This is a genomic window from Microbacterium aureliae (assembly GCF_054780155.1).
On sequence record NZ_BAAGWW010000002.1, the window covers coordinates 206,591 to 224,387 of the forward strand.

A 17,797-nucleotide genomic window follows, 5' to 3' on the forward strand; every position below is an offset into this window, starting at 1 on the left:
CCCGCTATTCGCGGTCCGCAACGGGTGATCTCGTACGCATCACGTGATCTGTGCGAGGTGGAGGCGGGGGTACGGCGACGGATGCCGGCGGCGGGGGACGAAGCATGGCGGGGGATGCCGGGGGTGGGGGTCATGCGAGGGCACGGGCGAGGCGTCGGCCCTGGCGGACGAGGGCGATGTCGGTTCCGGCGCGCGAGACGAGCGACACTCCGACGGGAGCGGGACCGGTCTGCGCCGCGACCTGCAGGAGCGGGACGGATAGGGCCGGGAGGCCGGCCACGGCCGCCGGCGCGGTGAGGCGGAGGGTCGCGGCGCGCGTCGCGTCGATCCGCGCGGCGTCGCTCGTGACGAGGGGCGCGGGCCCCGGGACGGTGGGCAGCAGCAGCACCGCGTCCGCCACGACTCCCGCCACGTGCGCACCCAGCTCGGCCAGCCGGGCCCGGGCGGCGTCCTCGGCGGCGGCGGTCACCGCGGCGGCGGTCCGCAAGCGCTCGGCGACGGCCGGCCCCACGGCGCCCGGGTGCGCACGCACCCATTCGCCGTTGTTGCGCCACGCCTCGGCTCCCTGCACTGTGCGGAACGCGTCGAGGTAGTCGTCGAGATCGCCCAGCGAGGCGTGCTCGAGCACCGCCCCGGCCGCCGCCAGCCGCGCGCACAGCGCCTCGAACGCCGCGCGCGTGGCCGGCTCGACGTGCTCCAGCGCCTCGCGGGGCACCGCGAACCGCCACGGCAGCTGCGAATCCGATGCCCCCAGGGCGTGCTCGGTCGACTCCGACCCGCTGTAGCTCAGGCACCAGTCCGCCACCCGCTGCAGCGTGTCGCCGTCGCGCGCGAGCCAGCCGACGGTGTCGAAGGTCTGGGCGAGGGGCAGCATCCCCTGCCGCGGCACGAGGTCGTGGGTGGTGCGCAGTCCCCACAGTCCCTGGTACGACGCCGGCACCCGCACCGACCCGGCGGTGTCGGTGGCCAGCGCCACCTCGGCCTGCCCGGTCGCGACCGCCGACGCCGGGCCGCTGGAGGATCCCCCCGGCAGCGCGCCGGGCACGGCGCCGTTGGGCGGCGTGCCGTAGTGCACGTTGTCGCCGGCGATCGAGTACGCGAACTCGTCCGTGCGGGCGATCCCCCGCACGGATGCGCCGCCGCGCAGCAGGTCCGACACGGCCGCGGCGGTGACGGCCTCGGGGCGCGCACCCTCGAGGTAGGCGGGATTCCCCGCGCCGATGCGGTACCCCTTCAGCGCGAAGACGTCCTTGACGGCCACGGTCAGCCCGGCCAGCGGACCCTTCCACGCGCCCTGGAAGAGCGGGTCGCCGACGCTCCGCCAGACCCGCCGGTCCAACGCCTGCGCCCGCGGCGTGACATGGGCGGCGGTGATGACCCACCGGCCCGCCAGCCGCTGCCATACCTGGGTCTGCAGGCCGGTGCCGCCGGCGGCGTAGCGCGAGACCGAGACCAGCAGCGCCGCATCCGGACCGAGCTCCCGGAACTCGATCCGCTCGATCCGCCGCGGCGGCACTCCGCCCCGCGCCCCGCGGAACGCCGCGATCGCATCGTGCCCGACCCGCAGCCCCTCCCCGTCGCCGCGGAGGGTCGCGGGGCCCGGCGCGAACGAGGCGTCGAGGACGGCGAGGTCGTCGGCCATGAGCGCGGCCTCGTAGGCCGTGAACGCCTCGAGCAGCTCGGGCGGAACAGCCGAAGATCCCCGGATGCCGGCATCCGGCGCCCCCTGGTCAGGCACGGTCGACCCCCTCGAAGTCGGCCTCGCGGATGCGCGCGTGCACGCCGCACACGATGTCGACGACCTGCGAGATGTCGAAGTCCGTCGCCGCGCTGAGGTAGGCGTAGGCGAGGTGCTCGTCGAGTCCCCAGCGGGCACGGAGCAGGGCGATGGCGTTGCGGACGCACGCGCGCATCGCCTCGTCGAGGTCGGGGTCGAGGCCCGTGGGGACGAGGTAGCCCCCGGCGCGCGCGAGCGGGCCGAGCACCTCGCCGAACGCGGCGAGCGCCTCGTCGCGCGGCACGACGTCGAAGCGGAGCGTCGCGCGCAGCGACGCCTCGAGCGCGGTCAGGGCGACCTCGCCGTCGCCCTGGGCGAAGTGGGGGTCGCCGACGTAGGCCAGCGCGCCCTCGACCTGGACGGGCAGGTACAGCTCCGCACCCTCGGTGAGCAGGTTGATGTCGATGTTGCCGCCGTGGGGTCCCGGCGGCACGGAGTGGGGGCGGTCGGGGCCGGCGACGGCGACCCCCATCGTGCCGAGGAACGGCGCGAGGGGGAACTCCACCACGTGCGGCCCGCCCGCCACGACCGGCAGGGTGCCGACGAGCCTCCCGGCGCGCTCGGCGACGGGAGTGAACACGCTGACGTTTCCCTCGCCGCGGGGCAGTTCGCCGGCGAGGGCGCCCTTGCCGTGCCGGTTCGAGATGACGCCGTACGGCACGCGCGGCTCGAGGCGCACCACGGTGATGCGCAGCAGATCCCCCGGTGCCGCTCCGGCGACCCTGATCGGTCCGGTCACCACGTGCGGACCGTCCGCGGCGGGGTCCCGCGACAGCGTCCGCGCGATCTCGACGGCGTCCTCGAGCACGTGCTCGGCCGGCACCCCGTGGCCGGTGAAGTAGGCGAGCGGGTCCTTGCCCTGGTCTTCGAGCACGCCTTCATGGCTGACGGTGTCGATCGTGACCGTCTCACCCGCGCGGATCTCGAGGACGGCGGCATCCCGCTCGCAGGGCAGTCGCCCCCACAGCACCGTCGCGGGCGTGGCGGGCAGGTAGTGGTCGCCCGCGATCTCACCGCGTCCCGGCTGCAGGATCGTCGTCGTCATGGCTCCTCCGGATCTCATCGTCCCGCCCCCGCCGGCACTCCGCTGCGCGCCGGGAGCAGCCGGCCGCCGGGCGCGGACCGGAAGTGCGGCGCCTGGCCCGCGCCGCCCTCGGTGACGTCGAAGACGCTGCGTCCCCGCAGCCACGTGCGCCGTACCCGGCCGGTGAGCGTGCGGTGATCGTAGGCGGTGATCGGGTTCTTGTGCAGCAGCCGACCCGCCTCGACGGCGTACGCGTCGTCGGGGCCGAAGACGGTCAGGTGGGCCGGCGCGCCCACGGCGATCTCGCCCGCCCCGTGCAGGCCCGCGACCCGCGCCGGTCCGGTGGTGTACAGCGGCAGTACCGACTCGAGAGGGATGCCGCGCGCCCGGGCCTCGGTCCACACGGCCGAGAGTCCGACCTGCAGGCCCGAGATGCCGCCCCAGGCCAGTCCGAAGTCGCCGTCGGCGGTGCGCTTGAGGTCGATCGTCGAGGGCGAGTGGTCGCTCACGATGGCGTCGATCGTGCCGTCGAGCACGCCCTGCCACAGCCGATCCCGGTTCGCCGACTCGCGGATCGGCGGGCAGCACTTGAACTCCGCCGCACCGTCGGGGATCTCTTCGGCGGCGATCGTCAGGTAGTGCGGGCAGGTCTCGACGGTGATCCGGATGCCGTCGGCGCGGGCCGCGCGGAGGGCGTCCAGCGACCCGGCGTCGCTGAGGTGCAGGATGTGGGCGCGGGCGCCCGTGCGGCGCGCCTCGTCGATGACCGCGGCGATCGCCGAGGCCTCGCTGGCCGCCGGGCGTGAGGCGAGGAAGGCGTCGTAGGCGCGACCGAGGGGACCGTGCTCCCGCAGCAGGCCGGGATCCTCGGCGTGCACGATCAGGCGCGAGTCGAGCGCGGCGACCTCTTCCATGGCCGCGGCGAGCTGGGCCCTGTCGAGGTGGCCGAACTCGTCGACGCCGGACGGGGACAGGAAGCACTTGAAGCCGTACACGCCCGCGGCGTGCAGGGGCGCCAGCATCCCGATGTTCTCGGGCACCGCGCCGCCCCAGAAGCCCACGTCGACATGGGATGCCGGCCCGGCGGCGGCCCGCTTGATCGCGAGCGCGTCGGGGGTGGTCGTCGGCGGGATGGCGTTCAGCGGCATGTCGACGATCGTCGTCACGCCGCCGGCCGCGGCGGCGAGGGTCGCCGAGCGGAATCCCTCCCACTCGGTGCGGCCCGGCTCGTTGACGTGGACGTGGGAGTCCACCAGGCCCGGCAGCAGGACGCCGTCGTCGGGAACGAGCACGGCCGACGCACCGGCGACCCGGGCGCCGACCGGGACGACGTCGGCGATCGCGCCGTCCTCGACCACGACTCCCGCGGCACGGAAGCCGCCGTCGATCCAGGCCCGCGCGGCCCGGAACACCTGGCGCAGGGCCATCAGGCGTCCGCGCCGGCCGGGGCGGGGGCGCGCAGGTTCCACATCGCGGCGGTGTAGAGCACGGCGCCCAGGAGCGCGCCGATCACCCACGCGAAGCCGCTGAGCGCCTGCAGCGCCGGAACCCACACGGCGGCGATCGAGAACACGGCGGCGACGGCGACCACGCCGATCGCGCGCAGGTTCCAGCCCCTCTGGTAGTGGTAGCGGCCGGCGGGGTCCATCGAGTACAGGTCGGCGATCTTCAGCCGGCGACGCTGGATGAGGTAGTAGTCGGCTACGAGCACACCGTAGAGCGGCGAGAGGATGGCGCCCAGGGTGTCGACGAACGCGGGCAGGCCGATCCGGCTGATGGTCGCCACCCACAGCGCGCCCACGACGAACCCCAGGGCGGCGGTGATGTAGCCGCCGGTGCGGAAGCTGATGCGCTGGGGCGCCAGGTTGGACAGGTCGTACGCCGGCGGGATGAAGTTGGCGACGAGGTTGATGCCGATCGTGGCGACGACGAAGGTCACCGCCGCGACGATCGTGAGGAAGACGTTGCCGACGAGCCCGACGATCTCGGCCGGGTTGGTGAGCGGCTCGCCCTCGCCGCCCTGCAGCACGATGTACGCCCCCGCCGTGATGAACAGCGACAGGAAGGTGAAGAACGTCAGGCTGACGGGCAGCCCCAGCAGGTTGCCGCGCTTCATGGACGACTCGCTGCGGGAGAAGCGGGCGAAGTCGCCGAAGTTGATGACGACGGCCGAGAAGTACGCGATCATCGTGCCGATCACGCCCACGAAGGCGAGCACCGCGTCGACGCCGACCTTGTCGTCGTTGGCGAACAGCGAGCCGACCGCCGGCAGCAGACGGTCCCCCGCCTGCATCCAGATCACCACCAGCAGGATCACCATGACGGCGTACACGGCCGGGCCGGCGACGTTGAGGAACCGCTCGATCCAGGCGATGCCGCCGATGAACAGCACGACCTGGAGCGCGGCGACGAAGACGTAGGCCGCCCAGTCGATCGCGTCCATGCCGAGGAAGGCGGGCAGGTCGGGGGTGCCGAAGACCGCGTTCAGCGCCATCGAGACGGCGGTCGAGGCGAAGTACGTCTGGGCGCCGTACCAGAACATCGCGACGATCCCGCGGATGAGGGCGGGGAACTGCGCGCCCCGCACGCCCATGCTCGAGCGCGCCATGACGGCGTAGGGGATGCCGTACCGGACGCTGGGCCGGCCGGTGAGGTTGACGAGCCAGTTGACGAAGAATCCGGCCAGGATGACGGCCGCGAAGACCCACCAGCCGTTGATGCCGGCCGTGACGAACAGGCCCGCGGCCAGCGTGTAGCCGGCGAGGCTCTGGACGTCGTTGGTCCAGACGTTGAAGATCGCGAATGGGCCCCAGCGCCGCTGGCCGGGAGCCAGGGGGGCGAGGTCGTCGTTGTGGAGGGACGGATGCCGGTCGGAGCCGGCAGCAGCGGCGTGGCCGACGGTGGGCAGGGTCGAAGTCATGCCCCCGAAGGTAGGGAGCGCCCGAATCGGCGCCGTTTCCCTCGTGTAACGGCCTCGTTAAGTCGGGACTTAACGTTCGGGGGTGCTCAGCGTGAGCCAGAGGGCCACGGCGGTCTCGCCGGAGTCGTTGACGATGCGGTGCGGGCGGCTCGCCGCGAACGACAGCGACCCGCCGGCGCCCAGTCGCACCACGCCGTCGGCGAACTCGAAGGCGAGTTCGCCGCGCACCACGTGGCCGCTCTCATAGCCGGAGTGGACCAGCATGGCGCCGTCCTCGCTCGACGAGGAGCCCGGCGGATACGTCGACTCGAACCACTCCACGCCCGGCAGGGCCGCCGGCGACAAGCGGCGATACGTCACACCGAGGCCGAGATGGGCCGCCCCGCCGTCATCGGACTGCGACACCAGCACGCCCTCGAGCGGCTCGCTGACGTGATCCGCCGCCGCCTCGGGCCGGGGAGCGGGGGCCGTCGACTCGTCGAAGATCGCCGAGACCGGGACCCCCAGCACGCCCACCAGCTCGATGAGGCGGGCCACCGACGGCTGCATCGCCCCCGTCTCGATCTGCGAGAGCGCGCTCGACGAGATGCCGAGCTGCTGGGCCACCGAGGCCAGCGATCGTCCGGATTCCAGACGGATGCCGCGCAGGCGCGCCCCGATCATGGCGGGCAGCGCTGTCCGTGTCATGTCTCCTCCTGAGGACCTGCCGCCATCGTAGGTGCGGTCGCCCTTAAGCCGGTACTTAACGCAGTCGTTACACAGAGGTCACATCCGGCGCGAACGACCGGTCTTGAATGAGGCCAGTCCCGCCGGCAGCCGCCACCCCGAGCCACGTCGCACACCGGATCCGACCCAGGAGTCCCCTCATGACCGCACCCCGCTTCCGACTCGCCACCGCCGCCGCGCTCGTCCTGAGCGCCGTCGCCCTCGCCGGATGCGGCGCGGAGGCCGGCGACGAGACCGACGACACCGTCACCGTCACGATCGGCACGCTGCGCGGACAGCCGCACTTCTACCAGCCGTTCCTGTACGAGGATCACGCGGTCGACGGCGTGGAGTTCGACGTGGTCACCCTCGACACCACGCCCGCGCTCTCGGACGCCCTGGCGTCCGGATCGATCGACTTCGCCATCTCGGGGGTGACCCCGACCATCTCGTCGATCGCGCAGGGCCGAGACCTGACAGTCGTCGCCAGCGCCGCCGACGGGGGATCCGGCTTCATCGGCCGCGGTCAGACCTCGCTGGACGAACTGGTCGGCGGGCGCATCGGCATCGTCCAGGGGTCGGCGCAGGAGGTTGCGCTGCGTCTGCTCATCGAAGACGCCGGGCTGTCGCCGGAGGACTTCGACCTGGCCGTCATCCCGGTGCCCGAGATGGCCTCCGCCTTCGCCGCGGGCGACCTCGATGCGTTCATGGGCGTCGAGATCGGCGTGTCGATCGCGGAGTCCGCCGGCGGCACACAGGTGCTCGACCCCTACTCCACCGACATCGGGCGCGTGAACCTGGGGCTGATCACGACCGGCGCGCTGGTCGCGGACGACCCGGAACTGGTCCAGAAGGTCGTCGACACCCACGCGGCCACGACCGCCTACATGTCCGACAACATCGAGGAGTGGCTGCCCGGAATGGTCGCCGAGTTCGGCGGCGATGAGGCCGTGTTCACCTCGGCGCTCGAGAATTTCTGGCTCCGCTCGGACCTCTCCGAGGAGTACATCGGTCAGCTCGAGGCGCTTGCCGGCGCGATGGCCGACATGGGGCTCATCGCCGAGGTCCCCGACGCCGAGACGCTCGCCGACACGTCGTTCGCCCCGTGACCTCCCCGCCCCGCACCGCGACGTCCGCGGAATCCGCCCGCCCTTCCGCACGAGCGGCGACGCAGACGGCGCCGCGCACGTCCGCGCGGCGGACCGACCGCCGCGTCCTGACGCGGCGCGTCCTGCTGGGGCTGCCGGTGCCGCTGGTGTTCCTCGCGCTGTGGCAGGTCGGACGCGACCAGGCCTGGCAGATCCCCGTCGTCGGGATCCGGATGGGGTTCCTGCCCGCGCCGGGCGACGTCGTGCTCTCCCTAGCCGACTACGCCCTCGGCGGCATCCGGGATGACGCCTTCTCGGGGGATCTGTGGCTCAACCTGGGGGCGTCGTCGCTCCGGGTGCTCATCGGCTTCGCCATCGCCGCCGCGATCGCGATCCCGCTCGGCATCCTGATGGGCCGCTACTACACGATGGATTCCCTGTTCGATCCGTTCATCAACCTCTTCCGTCCCATCCCCGCCACCGCGTGGGTGCCGCTGGTCGGCCTGCTCATCGGCTGGGGCGACCAGGCCACGATCTTCCTCGTCGCCCTGTCGGCGTTCTTCCCGATCGTCCTCGGGGCCATCAGCGGCTCGAAGCAGGTGCCCCCGCGGCTCATCGAGGCGGGACGGATGCTGGGCGCGCGGCCAGGCCACATCCTCACCCAGATCGTGGCCCCCGCCTCGGCGCCGGCGATCCTCAACGGCCTGCGGGTCGGCCTCGGCATCGCATGGGTCGTCCTCGTCCTCGGCGAGAGCGTAGGCGTCAGCGTGGGTCTCGGTTCGGCCATCATCCTGGCCCGTGACGTCGTGCGCACGGACATGGTCGTCGTCGGCATGATCGTCATCGGCCTCGCCGGCTATCTGTCGGATCGCCTGCTCCTCGGCGCGTTCCGCCTCTTCACGCGCGGCCGTCCGCTGGTGCGATGACCATCCGATGACCAGGAACAGGAGCATCGTCCCCATGAGCGACCACTCGCCCGCAGACGTCGTCCTCGAGCGCCTCGGCAAGCGCTACGGACCGGAGGGGGCGGGCGTGCAGGCCGTCGCCGACGTCGATCTGTCCATCGCCTCGGGTGAGTTCGTCGCCGTCGTCGGCGCCTCGGGCTGCGGCAAGAGCACCGTGCTGCGCGTCGTCGCGGGTTTCGAGACGCCCACGAGCGGCCGCGTCACGGTCGGCGGCCGCGCCGTTTCGGGGCCGGGTCCGGACCGCGGCGTCGTCTTCCAGGACTACGGCCTGTTCCCGTGGCTCACGGTCCGTGAGAACGTCGCCTACGGGCCGCGCCGCCGACGCGAGCCGAGGGCGCGGGTGGCCGAGCTCGTGGACGGCTTCATCGACACCGTCGGGCTCACCCGGTTCGCGGACGTCTACCCGGGAGAGCTGTCGGGTGGGATGCAGCAGCGGGTGGCCATCGCGCGGGTCCTCGCCAACGAGCCGCGTGTGCTGCTGATGGACGAGCCGTTCGGCGCACTGGATGCGCTCACACGCTCGGACCTGCAGGTCGAGCTTGGACGCCTGCACCGCGAGACGAGCATGACGGTGCTCTTCATCACCCACTCCATCGAAGAGGCCGTGTTCCTCGCCGATCGCGTCGTCGTGATGACCGGTGGCCCCTCGCAGGGCGTCCCCGGTCGTGTCAGCCGCGTGGTCGGGATCGACCTGCCGGGCGAACGCGACGTCACGAGCCCCGCCTTCAACGAGTACAAGCGCGAGATCTCCGACCTCGTCCACGCCGTCCCCACCCGCTGACCCCCCGGAGGATCATGGACCTCGCGGACTTCAACGCACTCGACGCCGAGGCCGCCCGTCAGCACGTCGCGGTGTGGGCGGCCGTGCCGTCCTGGGTGGCGCGCGTCGTCGCCGACCGCCCGTACGCCTCGGTCGACGAGCTGGCCGAGACCGCCGCGTTGCTCGCGGGCCGCTGGAGTCGCGACGACCTCGAGGCGGCGCTGGCCCATCACCCCCGCATCGGGGAGCCGCCGCGGGGCGGCTCGGCCGAGGCAGCGGCATCCCGGCGCGAGCAGGCGGGCATGACGGATGCCGCGGCCGACGTCGCCGCGCGGATGGCGGCGGGCAACCGCGCGTACGAGCAGCGCTTCGGGCGCGTCTTCCTCATCCGCGCCGCCGGCCGCACCCCGGAGCAGATGCTGGGCGAGCTGGAACGGCGCCTCGGCAACGACCCCTCGGCCGAGGCCGCAGAGGCGACCGGCCAGCTCGCCGAGATCGCCCTGCTGCGCCTGCGCGCGAGCGTAACGGCAGGATGAGGCCATGACGAGCCACCTCACCACCCACGTCCTCGACGCCGCGACGGGCCTGCCCGCAGCATCCGTCTCGATCGTGCTGTCGCATGTGCGCGACGACGGGACGGTCACCCCGCTCGCCGAGCAGGCCACCGGCGCCGACGGGCGCGCCGCACTGGGCCCGCAGCGACTGGACCCGGGCGTCTACACGCTCACCTTCGCCACCGGCGCGTACTTCGCCGCGCGCGGCATCGAGTCGTTCTACCCCGCCGTGATCGTGACCTTCACCGTCGCCGCCGAGCCTCACCTGCACGTGCCGCTGCTGCTGAGCCCGTTCGCCTATTCCACCTATCGAGGGAGCTGATCCATGACCGACGTATCCGTGAGCCTGGGCGCCAACAAGTACGGCAAGGCCGAGAACCGCATCGTGCGGATCTACCGCGACACCCCGCGCCACGAGATCGTCGACCTCAACGTGACCTCCCAGCTGCGAAGCGCCGCCCTCGCCGACGCGTACCTCACGGGCGACAACGCCCTGGTGGTCGCCACCGACACGCAGAAGAACACCGCCTTCGCCTTCGCCAAAGAGGTGGGGATCGCCTCGCCCGAGGAGTATCTGCTTGCGCTCGCGCGGCACTTCACCGGCCGCTTCGACTGGATCGACGGCGGGCTGTGGCAGGCCGAGCAGTACGCGTGGGAGCGCATCGTCACCTCGGGGGCGGACCACGACCACGCCTTCGTGAGGGGCGGGCACGGCACCAGGCTGGCGGCGGTCCAGGCGATCGACGGCACCACCCACGTGATCGGCGGCGTGAAGGACCTGACGGTGCTGAAGTCGACCGGGTCGGAGTTCCACAGCTTTCCCCGCGATCGCTACACCACGCTCGCCGAGACCGACGATCGCATCATGGCCACGTCGGTGACGGGCCGGTGGCGGCTGCTGCCCGAGGCCGTCGACGCCGGCGTCGACTACAACGGCCTCTACGCCGGGGTGCTGCAGGCCCTGCTCGAGACCTTCGCGTCGGTGCACTCCCTCGCCCTGCAGCAGACGCTCTTCGAGATGGGCCGCGCCGCGATCCAGGCCCGCCCCGAGATCGCCGAGGTGCGCTTCGCGATGCCGAACAAGCACCACTTCGCCTACGACCTGTCGCCGTTCGGCCTGGACAACCCCAACGAGGTCTTCTACGCCGCCGACCGGCCGTACGGCCTCATCGAGGGCACCGTCACCCGCGACGGCGCCGCCCCCGCTCCCGCGGCATGGACGGACCTGCCCGCGTTCGTGTGACCCCGCGGTGGCAGGGCTCAGTCGGCGGGCGCGACGTCGACCGACACCCGCAGCGTCGACGTCTTCGACTTCGACCAGATGATGCCGCGCACCGGCGAGACGTCGCCGTAGTCCCGGCCCCACGCCACGGTGATGTACCGCTCGTTTGCCCACTGGTCGTTGGTGGGGTCGATGGCGAGCCATTGACCGGATGCCGGGACCCACACCGCCAGCCACGCGTGCGACGCGTCCGCGCCGACGACCCGCTCCTTGCCGGGCGGCGGCTGCGTCGCCAGGTATCCGCTGACGTAGCGGGCCGCGACGCCGTGGCTGCGCAGGCATGCCAGCGCCACGTGCGCGAAGTCCTGGCATACGCCGGCGCGCTTGGACATGGCATCCGCCACCGTGCTGGTGACCGTGGTCGCCTTGGTGTCGTAGTCGAAGTCGCGGTGGATGCGCTGCATGAGGTCGGTCATCGCCTCGCCGATCGGGCGCCCGGGCCGCAGCGACACGGCGCCGTACTCGGCCGCCTCTGGGATGTGCGCGACGCGCGGGGACTCCAGGGCGAACTCCGTCGCCTCCCACGCGCCCGGCGCGGAGGGATCGGCGAGCGGCCTCGCGCTCTCCCACGGCGCCGCCAGCGCGTCGTCGTCGTAGACGGGCCGCTCGGCCGTGACGTCGCTGACCGAATCGATCACGAGGCGCGTGTGCGGTTCGGTGACGTGGAAGTAGGTCACCGAGTTGCCGTAGTAGTCGATGTCGGGCGCGTGATCGGCCGGCCCCGGGTCGATCGACACCGTGTGGGTGCCCACGCTCTGCCACGCCAGCTCGCGCGGACGCAGGTGGTGCACGCCCAGGCTGTTGCGCACGGGCTTGTCGTACAGGTACTCGGTGCGGTGCGAGAGCCGGTATCTCATGCTCGCCCGATCTCTTCGATGAGCGCCAGCGAGGACAGCTGGATCGCGGGCGGACCGCCGGCGAAATGCACGTCGGCGATGGCGTCGGACAGCTGACGGATGCCGGCGGCGGTCTCGGCCAGGAACTCGGCGAGCGCGTCGCGACGGCCCTCGGTCTCGGCCGCGAGCGCGGTGATGTCGATCGCGCCGACGCGCTCGGCCAGTTCGTGCTGCAGCCGCTCGGGACGCGTCGAGCCGGTGGAATCGGGCATCGCGGCCAGGTGCTGCCGCAGGTGCTCGAGCGAGAACACCAGCGAGCGCGGGTTGTCGGGGTCCCGCAGCAGCAGCTCGAGCACGCTGCGGGTGCGGCCGTAGCCGCGGTACCGGCGGCGGTGGGTGACGAGGCTCTCGGCGGCCAGCAGGACGCCGTCCAGCACCTCGCGGTCGGTGGCCGGCGCGTGCGAGCGCGTCGTGGCCGACAGCAGCGTGCACAGCTGCGCGGCGCGCTCCAGATAGCGGCCCGCCTGGATCATGTGCCAGCCGGGGTCGCGGATCATGTTCGAGGTCACGCCGTGCAGCGACAGCACGCCGCTGAGCATGCGACCGGCGGATTCGCCGAGCTGCGGGGAGTGCGTGGTCGTCCGCACGGCCGCCATCGCGCGGTCGGCGATCGCGAAGACCCGCCAGGTGTCGCCCGACAGCTGGTCGCGCACGCCCTCGAGCGCCTCGCGCATGCCGGCGAGGGCATGCGCCGCACTGCCGGCGCGGGTCGCGTCGATGAGCAGCGAGCGCAGCTCGGCGTCGGACGCGTCGAAGCGGTGGCCGGCGAGCAGCCGCAGCACCCCGAACAGCACGGGGCCGGCATCCGCCGCTCTGCTGCGACGCCGTTCGAGGTGGGCCTGCGTGGCCAGCACGAGGCGGAGCAGATCCTCGGCGCGCTCGGCGTAGCGTCCCGCCCAGAACATGTCCTCGAGGGCGCGCGGCGCGAAGGCCGGGATCGACGGGATCATCGTCATCGGCGGCGGGGCGGCGAGACCCTGATCCGGCTCATCCGGGTCGGCCTTGAGCACCCACACGTCCTTCGTGAGAGGCGTGCCGTCCAGGGCCCGCGCCGTCGCGATGCCGCCCGCGAGCGTGCGGTAGGCCGGCCCGAACCGCACCGTGAACGCGCGCAGGACGAGGGGATGCGAGGCCGCGGCGTCGCCGCTCCAGACCGGCGCCTGCGACAGCGGCAGCCGGTCGATGCCGACGTAGCGGTACGGGTGACGGCGGACGGCGGCCTCGAGGTCGTCCGCGACCGCGGCGGCGCCGTCGAGGGTGCGCACCATGATCGTCTCGGGCGAGCGGCGCAGCCGCTCGAGGACGAGGTCGAGTCCGTCGGGGTCGCCGCACCACCACGCCGGCGCCGACGGCAGGCGCAGCTGCTCGCCGAGCAGGCGCTCGCAGACGGCGGCGAGATACGGCAGCAGGGCCGGGTTCTCGAGGACTCCCGCGCCAAGGCCGTTGACGACGTGGACACGGCCGCGCCGCACCGCCTCGACGAGACCGGCCACCCCCAGCTGCGAGTCGCCGCGCAGCTCGAGCGGGTCGCACCACATCGAGTCCACGCGGCGCAGGATCACGTCGACGCGGTCCACGGGCGCGGTGCGCGGCCAGCGGGCGGGCTTGATCCACACGTACCCGTCGCTGACCACGAGGTCGCTGCCCTGCACGAGGGGGAAGCCGAGCGTGTTGGCGATGAAGGCCTGGTCGTACGCCGTCTCGGAGTGCGTGCCGGGCGAGAGCACCACCACGCGCGGGTCGGGGTCGCCGGTGGGCGCGCGCTGCAGCAGCGCGTCGCGGAGGACCGCGAAGTACGGCTCCAGGCGGTGCAGGTCCGCGTCGGCGTAGAGGTCGGGCAGCATGCGCGAGAGGACCAGCCGGTTCTCCATCGCGTACCCGAGGCCCGACGGCGCCTGCACGCGGTCGGCGAGCACCCGCCATTCACCCGCATCGTCGCGTCCGAGGTCGGTGGCAGAGGTCAGCAGCGTGTGCGGCGCGGTGACGGACTGCCGGGCGACGGCGCGGACGAAGCCGGGATGGGCGACGACGGCGGCCGCGGGCACGATGCCCTCGGACAGCAGCCGCTGCGGCCCGTAGACGTCGGCCATGACGGCGCTCAGCAGCTCGGCGCGCTGCGCGAGCCCGACCTCGAGCCGCGACCACGTCGCGGAGTCCAGCACGAGCGGCAGGGGGTCCAGTCGCCAGGGCCGCGGACCGGCGGTCGGGTGCCCGTAGGTCACGCCGTCGTCGGCGAGGGTCCGGGCGATCTCGGCGTCGATGCGCGCGACCTCGCCGGCGGTTAGGCCGACGCTCGCCGCGGCCAGGCCCTTCCACGCCGGGCGCAGCGTCCCGCCGGGTGCGACGACCTCGTCGAAGCGCGCCGGCGCTTCGCCGCCGAACGACAGCGGCTCCCGGGCGAGCGACGCCGCGTAGTCGTGCAGCAGGCTCATCAGCCGGTCCGGAACACCGCGTGCACGTCGCCCACGGCCTCGCGGCCGCCGAGCCCGGACAGCTCCATCAGCACGGACGTGCCGACGACCTCGGCGCCCAGCCGCGCCATCAGCTCGTGGGCGGCGATGAGAGTGCCGCCGGTGGCGAGCACGTCGTCCACCAGCAGCACGCGTGAGCCGGGCGCGAGGTCGTCGTGGGCCTCGATGGTGGCGGTGCCGTACTCCAGCGCGTACGAGACGGATGCCGCCGGCCGGGGCAGCTTGCCCGCCTTGCGGATCGGGACCAGCCCCACCCCCGAGGCCACCGCGATCGCCCCGGCGAGCAGGAACCCGCGCGCCTCGATTCCGGCGACGACGTCGAAGCGGCCCTCGAACGGGTCGGTGAGGGCGGCCACGACCTCACGCAGGGCGCCGGCGTCGGCCAGCAGCGGAGTGATGTCGCGGAAGAGGATGCCGGGCTCGGGGTAGTCGGGGATCGTCCGGATCAGCGACTCGGCTCGGGTGAGGGCGTCGGCAGGCACGCGCCCACCCTAGTCCCGCGGGGCCGGGGCGGTCGGTGCGATGACGGATCAGGGAATATGCAAGCGCTTGCAGTATCCTGTCCCAATGCCTTCGACCGACACCGTACTCCGCGCCGGCGCGCTCCCCTCCGCCCCGGGCGCCGAATGGTGGCGCACCGCCGTCATCTACCAGATCTACCCCCGCTCCTTCGCGGACGCCTCGGGCGACGGGATCGGCGACCTGCCCGGCATCACCGCCCATCTCGACGACCTGGCCGAGCTCGGCGTCGACGCGATCTGGCTGAGCCCGTTCATGCGCTCGCCCCAGAAGGACGCCGGCTACGACGTCTCGGACTACTGCGACGTCGACCCGCTGTTCGGCACCCTGGCCGACTTCGACGACATGCTCGAGGGCGCCCACGGCCGCGGCATCCGGATCATCGTCGACCTCGTCCCCAACCACTCGTCGGACCAGCACGTGTGGTTCCAGCAGGCGCTGGCTGCCGAGCCCGGCAGCCCCGAGCGCGCGCGCTACATGTTCCGCGACGGCAAGGGCACGGCGGGCGAGCTGCCCCCCAACAACTGGGAGTCGATCTTCGGCGGCCCGGCCTGGACCCGCATCGTCGAGGCCGACGGCACCCCCGGCCAGTGGTACCTGCACCTGTTCGACTCGACGCAGCCCGACTTCGACTGGTCCAACGAAGAGGTGCGCGAAGAGATGCGCCGCGTCCTGCGCTTCTGGCTGGACCGCGGTGTCGACGGCTTCCGCGTCGACGTCGCCCACGGCCTGATCAAGGCCGAGGGCCTGCCCGACTACACCCCCGACCCCGAGGCCGGGTCGATGGGCGGCGAAGAAGAGGGTGTGCCCTACTGGGGCCAGGACGGCGTGCACGAGGTGTACCGCGACTGGCACAAGCTGCTCGCCGAGTACGCCGGCGACCGCGCGCTGTGCGCCGAGGCGTGGCGTCCGACGCCGGAAGAGACCGCGCGCTGGGTGCGGCCCGACGAGATGCACCAGGCCTTCAACTTCCCCTACCTCGAGACCGCGTGGGATGCCGAGGCCCTGCGCGCCGTCGTCGACGAGTCGCTGGCCGCCTTCGGCGCGGTGGGTGCGCCGAGCACGTGGGTGCTGTCCAACCACGACGTCGTCCGCCACGCCTCGCGCCTGGCGCTGACCGCCGAGAATCCGCAGGGTCACGGCATCGGCCCGGACTCCCCCGGCAAGCCGATCGCCGACGTGGGCCTGCGCCGCGCGCGCGCCGCGACGGCCGTCATGCTCGCGCTGCCGGGCTCGGCCTACCTGTACCAGGGCGAGGAGCTCGGTCTTCCCGAGGTCATCGACATCCCCGGCGACGCCCGCCAGGACCCGACGTGGTTCCGCACGAACGGCGAGCGCTACGGCCGCGACGGCTGCCGCGTGCCGCTCCCGTGGACCGCGTCCGGCCCCGCCTACGGCTTCAACGACACCGGCGCCTCGTGGCTGCCGCAGCCCGCGGAGTGGGCGCGCCTGGCGCGCGAGGTGCAGGTCGACGACCCCGCCTCGACCCTGTCGCTGTACCGCGCGCTGCTGGCCACCCGCCGCGCGCACGGCCTCGGCAGCGGATCGATCGAGTGGCTCGACGGCTTCGGTCCCGGCGTGCTCGCCTTCCGCAACGGCGTAGTGACGGTCATCGCCAACACCGGCACCGAGCCGGTGGCGCTCCCCGAGGGCGGCGTCATCGTCGCCAGTGGCCCCACCCTCGGGGACGAGCTGCCCGCCGACACGACGGTCTGGATGACGCAGGGCTGAATCAGGGTCCCGGGCCGTCGGCCCGGGTCGAGAGGACATGGTGACGACGTGGTCAGCATCGATGAAGTCGCCCGCAAGGCGGGCGTCTCGACGGCGACGGTCTCGCGCGCGCTGAGCGGGCGCGGGCACGTCTCGGCGACGACGCGCGCCCGCGTCGAGGCCGCCGCGCGCTCGCTCGGGTACGTCGTGTCGGCGTCCGCGTCGAGCCTGGCGTCGGGCCGCACCCGCAACATCGGGGTGCTGGTGCCGTTCCTGGACCGCTGGTTCTTCAGCACGGTGCTCAGCGGCATCGCCAACGCGCTCATGCGCCAGGGCTACGACATCACGCTGTACAACCTCACCGCCGACCGCGACGCCCGCCACCGCATCTTCGAGACGTTCCTGCGCCGCCAGCGCGTGGACGGCGTGATCGCGATCTCGCTCGAGCTCGGCGCGGACGAGATCGAGCGGCTGCGCGAGCTCGACCTGCCAGTGATCGCGATCGGCGGACCGAACCCGGGGCTGGCCACCCTCACCGTCGACGACGTCGCCGTCGCACGCCTGGCCACCGAGCACCTCGTCGCCCTCGGCCACCGCGACATCGCCCACATCGGCGCCAGCCCCGAGTTCGACGTCGACTTCCACGTCCCCACCCAGCGGCGTCAGGGCTTCGAGCAGGCGCTGGCGGATGCCGGCATTCCGGTGCACCCGGCGCTGTACGAACCGGCCGACTTCACCATCGAGGGCGGGTTCCGCGCCGCCAAGCAGCTGCTGGGCCGGCCCGGCGAGCGCCCGACGGCGGTGTTCGCCGCATCCGACGAGATGGCGATCGGGGCCCTGCTGGCCGCCCGCGAACTCGGCTACCGCGTGCCCGAGGATCTCTCGGTGGTCGGCATCGACGGGCACGAGCTGGGCGAATTCTTCCGGCTGACCACCGTCGACCAGTTCCCCCTCGCGCAGGGCGAGCGGGCAGCCGAGGCGATCCTCGAGCTGCTGGAGCAGCCCCCCGGTGCCGAGCAGACCGCCCCCGGCCGGCTGCCGTACGACCTGGTGGTGCGGGGTTCCACCGCGCGCCGCCACGAGTGAACCCGCGACACGGGACCCCGCGGAGCCGCTTCGCCGGGGC

The 17,797-nt window shown here is 73.0% G+C and carries 16 protein-coding genes; 8 read left to right on the plus strand and 8 right to left on the minus strand.

Annotated elements, in window-relative coordinates; genetic code table 11:
* Positions 1-130: 130 nt before the first annotated feature.
* The 5 genes from ACYVF4_RS06945 to ACYVF4_RS06965 form a co-directional block, all read right to left on the minus strand.
* Positions 131-1,738 carry an AtzH-like domain-containing protein gene (locus ACYVF4_RS06945; protein ID WP_460721128.1) on the minus strand — a complete coding sequence of 536 codons (1,608 nt, stop codon included), beginning with the start codon at positions 1,736-1,738 and terminating at the stop codon, positions 131-133.
* Positions 1,731-2,822: an acetamidase/formamidase family protein gene (locus ACYVF4_RS06950; RefSeq protein ID WP_460721130.1), complete on the minus strand. Its 1,092-nt coding sequence runs from the start codon at positions 2,820-2,822 to the stop codon at positions 1,731-1,733. The genes ACYVF4_RS06945 and ACYVF4_RS06950 overlap by 8 nt, the downstream gene beginning before the upstream one ends.
* 14 nt (positions 2,823-2,836) lie before the next feature.
* Positions 2,837-4,228: an allantoinase AllB gene (gene allB, locus ACYVF4_RS06955; RefSeq protein ID WP_460721132.1), complete on the minus strand. Its 1,392-nt coding sequence runs from the start codon at positions 4,226-4,228 to the stop codon at positions 2,837-2,839.
* Positions 4,228-5,721, minus strand: a complete 1,494-nt coding sequence (locus tag ACYVF4_RS06960; protein WP_460721134.1) for an NCS1 family nucleobase:cation symporter-1 — start codon at positions 5,719-5,721, stop codon at positions 4,228-4,230. The genes allB and ACYVF4_RS06960 overlap by 1 nt, the downstream gene beginning before the upstream one ends.
* A 69-nt stretch (positions 5,722-5,790) precedes the next feature.
* Positions 5,791-6,408 carry a helix-turn-helix domain-containing protein gene (locus tag ACYVF4_RS06965; protein ID WP_460721136.1) on the minus strand — a complete coding sequence of 206 codons (618 nt, stop codon included), beginning with the start codon at positions 6,406-6,408 and terminating at the stop codon, positions 5,791-5,793.
* A 179-nt stretch (positions 6,409-6,587) separates the two neighbouring features.
* Here ACYVF4_RS06965 and ACYVF4_RS06970 point away from each other — a divergent pair, with 179 nt between their 5' ends.
* Genes ACYVF4_RS06970 through pucL form a run of 6 tightly spaced genes read left to right on the plus strand, consistent with a single transcriptional unit; the run spans position 6,588 to position 11,036 of the window.
* Positions 6,588-7,535 (plus strand): ABC transporter substrate-binding protein, encoded by a 948-nt coding sequence (locus ACYVF4_RS06970; RefSeq protein ID WP_460721137.1) that lies wholly within the window; start codon positions 6,588-6,590, stop codon positions 7,533-7,535.
* A complete protein-coding gene (locus tag ACYVF4_RS06975; RefSeq protein WP_460721139.1) occupies positions 7,532-8,440 on the plus strand; it encodes an ABC transporter permease in 909 nt (302 codons plus the stop codon). The genes ACYVF4_RS06970 and ACYVF4_RS06975 overlap by 4 nt, the downstream gene beginning before the upstream one ends.
* A gap of 34 nt (positions 8,441-8,474) precedes the next feature.
* Complete coding sequence (locus ACYVF4_RS06980; protein ID WP_460721141.1) at positions 8,475-9,260, plus strand: ABC transporter ATP-binding protein; 786 nt, start codon at positions 8,475-8,477, stop codon at positions 9,258-9,260.
* A 14-nt stretch (positions 9,261-9,274) separates the two neighbouring features.
* Entirely contained in the window at positions 9,275-9,775 is a 501-nt protein-coding gene (gene uraD, locus ACYVF4_RS06985; protein ID WP_460721143.1) for a 2-oxo-4-hydroxy-4-carboxy-5-ureidoimidazoline decarboxylase, read from the plus strand.
* 4 nt (positions 9,776-9,779) lie between these two features.
* Entirely contained in the window at positions 9,780-10,115 is a 336-nt protein-coding gene (gene uraH / locus ACYVF4_RS06990; protein ID WP_460721145.1) for a hydroxyisourate hydrolase, read from the plus strand.
* 3 nt (positions 10,116-10,118) lie between these two features.
* Positions 10,119-11,036 (plus strand): factor-independent urate hydroxylase, encoded by a 918-nt coding sequence (gene pucL / locus ACYVF4_RS06995; RefSeq protein WP_460721147.1) that lies wholly within the window; start codon positions 10,119-10,121, stop codon positions 11,034-11,036.
* A gap of 17 nt (positions 11,037-11,053) precedes the next feature.
* Here pucL and ACYVF4_RS07000 read toward each other — a convergent pair whose 3' ends face one another.
* Genes ACYVF4_RS07000 through ACYVF4_RS07010 form a run of 3 tightly spaced genes read right to left on the minus strand, consistent with a single transcriptional unit; the run spans position 11,054 to position 14,924 of the window.
* Positions 11,054-11,932 carry a transglutaminase N-terminal domain-containing protein gene (locus ACYVF4_RS07000; protein ID WP_460721149.1) on the minus strand — a complete coding sequence of 293 codons (879 nt, stop codon included), beginning with the start codon at positions 11,930-11,932 and terminating at the stop codon, positions 11,054-11,056.
* A complete protein-coding gene (locus ACYVF4_RS07005; protein WP_460721151.1) occupies positions 11,929-14,403 on the minus strand; it encodes a circularly permuted type 2 ATP-grasp protein in 2,475 nt (824 codons plus the stop codon). Before ACYVF4_RS07005 ends, ACYVF4_RS07000 begins: the two co-directional genes overlap by 4 nt.
* On the minus strand, positions 14,403-14,924 hold the full coding sequence (locus ACYVF4_RS07010) for an adenine phosphoribosyltransferase (protein ID WP_460721153.1): 522 nt from the start codon (positions 14,922-14,924) through the stop codon (positions 14,403-14,405). The genes ACYVF4_RS07005 and ACYVF4_RS07010 overlap by 1 nt, the downstream gene beginning before the upstream one ends.
* A gap of 85 nt (positions 14,925-15,009) precedes the next feature.
* Here ACYVF4_RS07010 and ACYVF4_RS07015 point away from each other — a divergent pair, with 85 nt between their 5' ends.
* Both ACYVF4_RS07015 and ACYVF4_RS07020 read left to right on the plus strand, forming a co-directional pair.
* A complete protein-coding gene (locus ACYVF4_RS07015; RefSeq protein WP_460721155.1) occupies positions 15,010-16,692 on the plus strand; it encodes a glycoside hydrolase family 13 protein in 1,683 nt (560 codons plus the stop codon).
* A gap of 48 nt (positions 16,693-16,740) precedes the next feature.
* Positions 16,741-17,757, plus strand: coding sequence for a LacI family DNA-binding transcriptional regulator (locus ACYVF4_RS07020; protein WP_460721157.1), 1,017 nt, complete (start codon positions 16,741-16,743; stop codon positions 17,755-17,757).
* Positions 17,758-17,797 lie beyond the last annotated feature (40 nt).

Coding starts and splice junctions, on each gene's coding strand:
- ACYVF4_RS06950 (WP_460721130.1), bottom strand. CDS start 2,822: ATGACGACGACGATCCTGCAGCCGGGACGCGGTGAGATCGCGGGCGAC.
- allB (WP_460721132.1), bottom strand. CDS start 4,228: ATGGCCCTGCGCCAGGTGTTCCGGGCCGCGCGGGCCTGGATCGACGGC.
- ACYVF4_RS06960 (WP_460721134.1), bottom strand. CDS start 5,721: ATGACTTCGACCCTGCCCACCGTCGGCCACGCCGCTGCTGCCGGCTCC.
- ACYVF4_RS06965 (WP_460721136.1), bottom strand. CDS start 6,408: ATGACACGGACAGCGCTGCCCGCCATGATCGGGGCGCGCCTGCGCGGC.
- ACYVF4_RS06970 (WP_460721137.1), top strand. CDS start 6,588: ATGACCGCACCCCGCTTCCGACTCGCCACCGCCGCCGCGCTCGTCCTG.
- ACYVF4_RS06980 (WP_460721141.1), top strand. CDS start 8,475: ATGAGCGACCACTCGCCCGCAGACGTCGTCCTCGAGCGCCTCGGCAAG.
- uraD (WP_460721143.1), top strand. CDS start 9,275: ATGGACCTCGCGGACTTCAACGCACTCGACGCCGAGGCCGCCCGTCAG.
- uraH (WP_460721145.1), top strand. CDS start 9,780: ATGACGAGCCACCTCACCACCCACGTCCTCGACGCCGCGACGGGCCTG.
- pucL (WP_460721147.1), top strand. CDS start 10,119: ATGACCGACGTATCCGTGAGCCTGGGCGCCAACAAGTACGGCAAGGCC.
- ACYVF4_RS07000 (WP_460721149.1), bottom strand. CDS start 11,932: ATGAGATACCGGCTCTCGCACCGCACCGAGTACCTGTACGACAAGCCC.
- ACYVF4_RS07005 (WP_460721151.1), bottom strand. CDS start 14,403: ATGAGCCTGCTGCACGACTACGCGGCGTCGCTCGCCCGGGAGCCGCTG.
- ACYVF4_RS07015 (WP_460721155.1), top strand. CDS start 15,010: ATGCCTTCGACCGACACCGTACTCCGCGCCGGCGCGCTCCCCTCCGCC.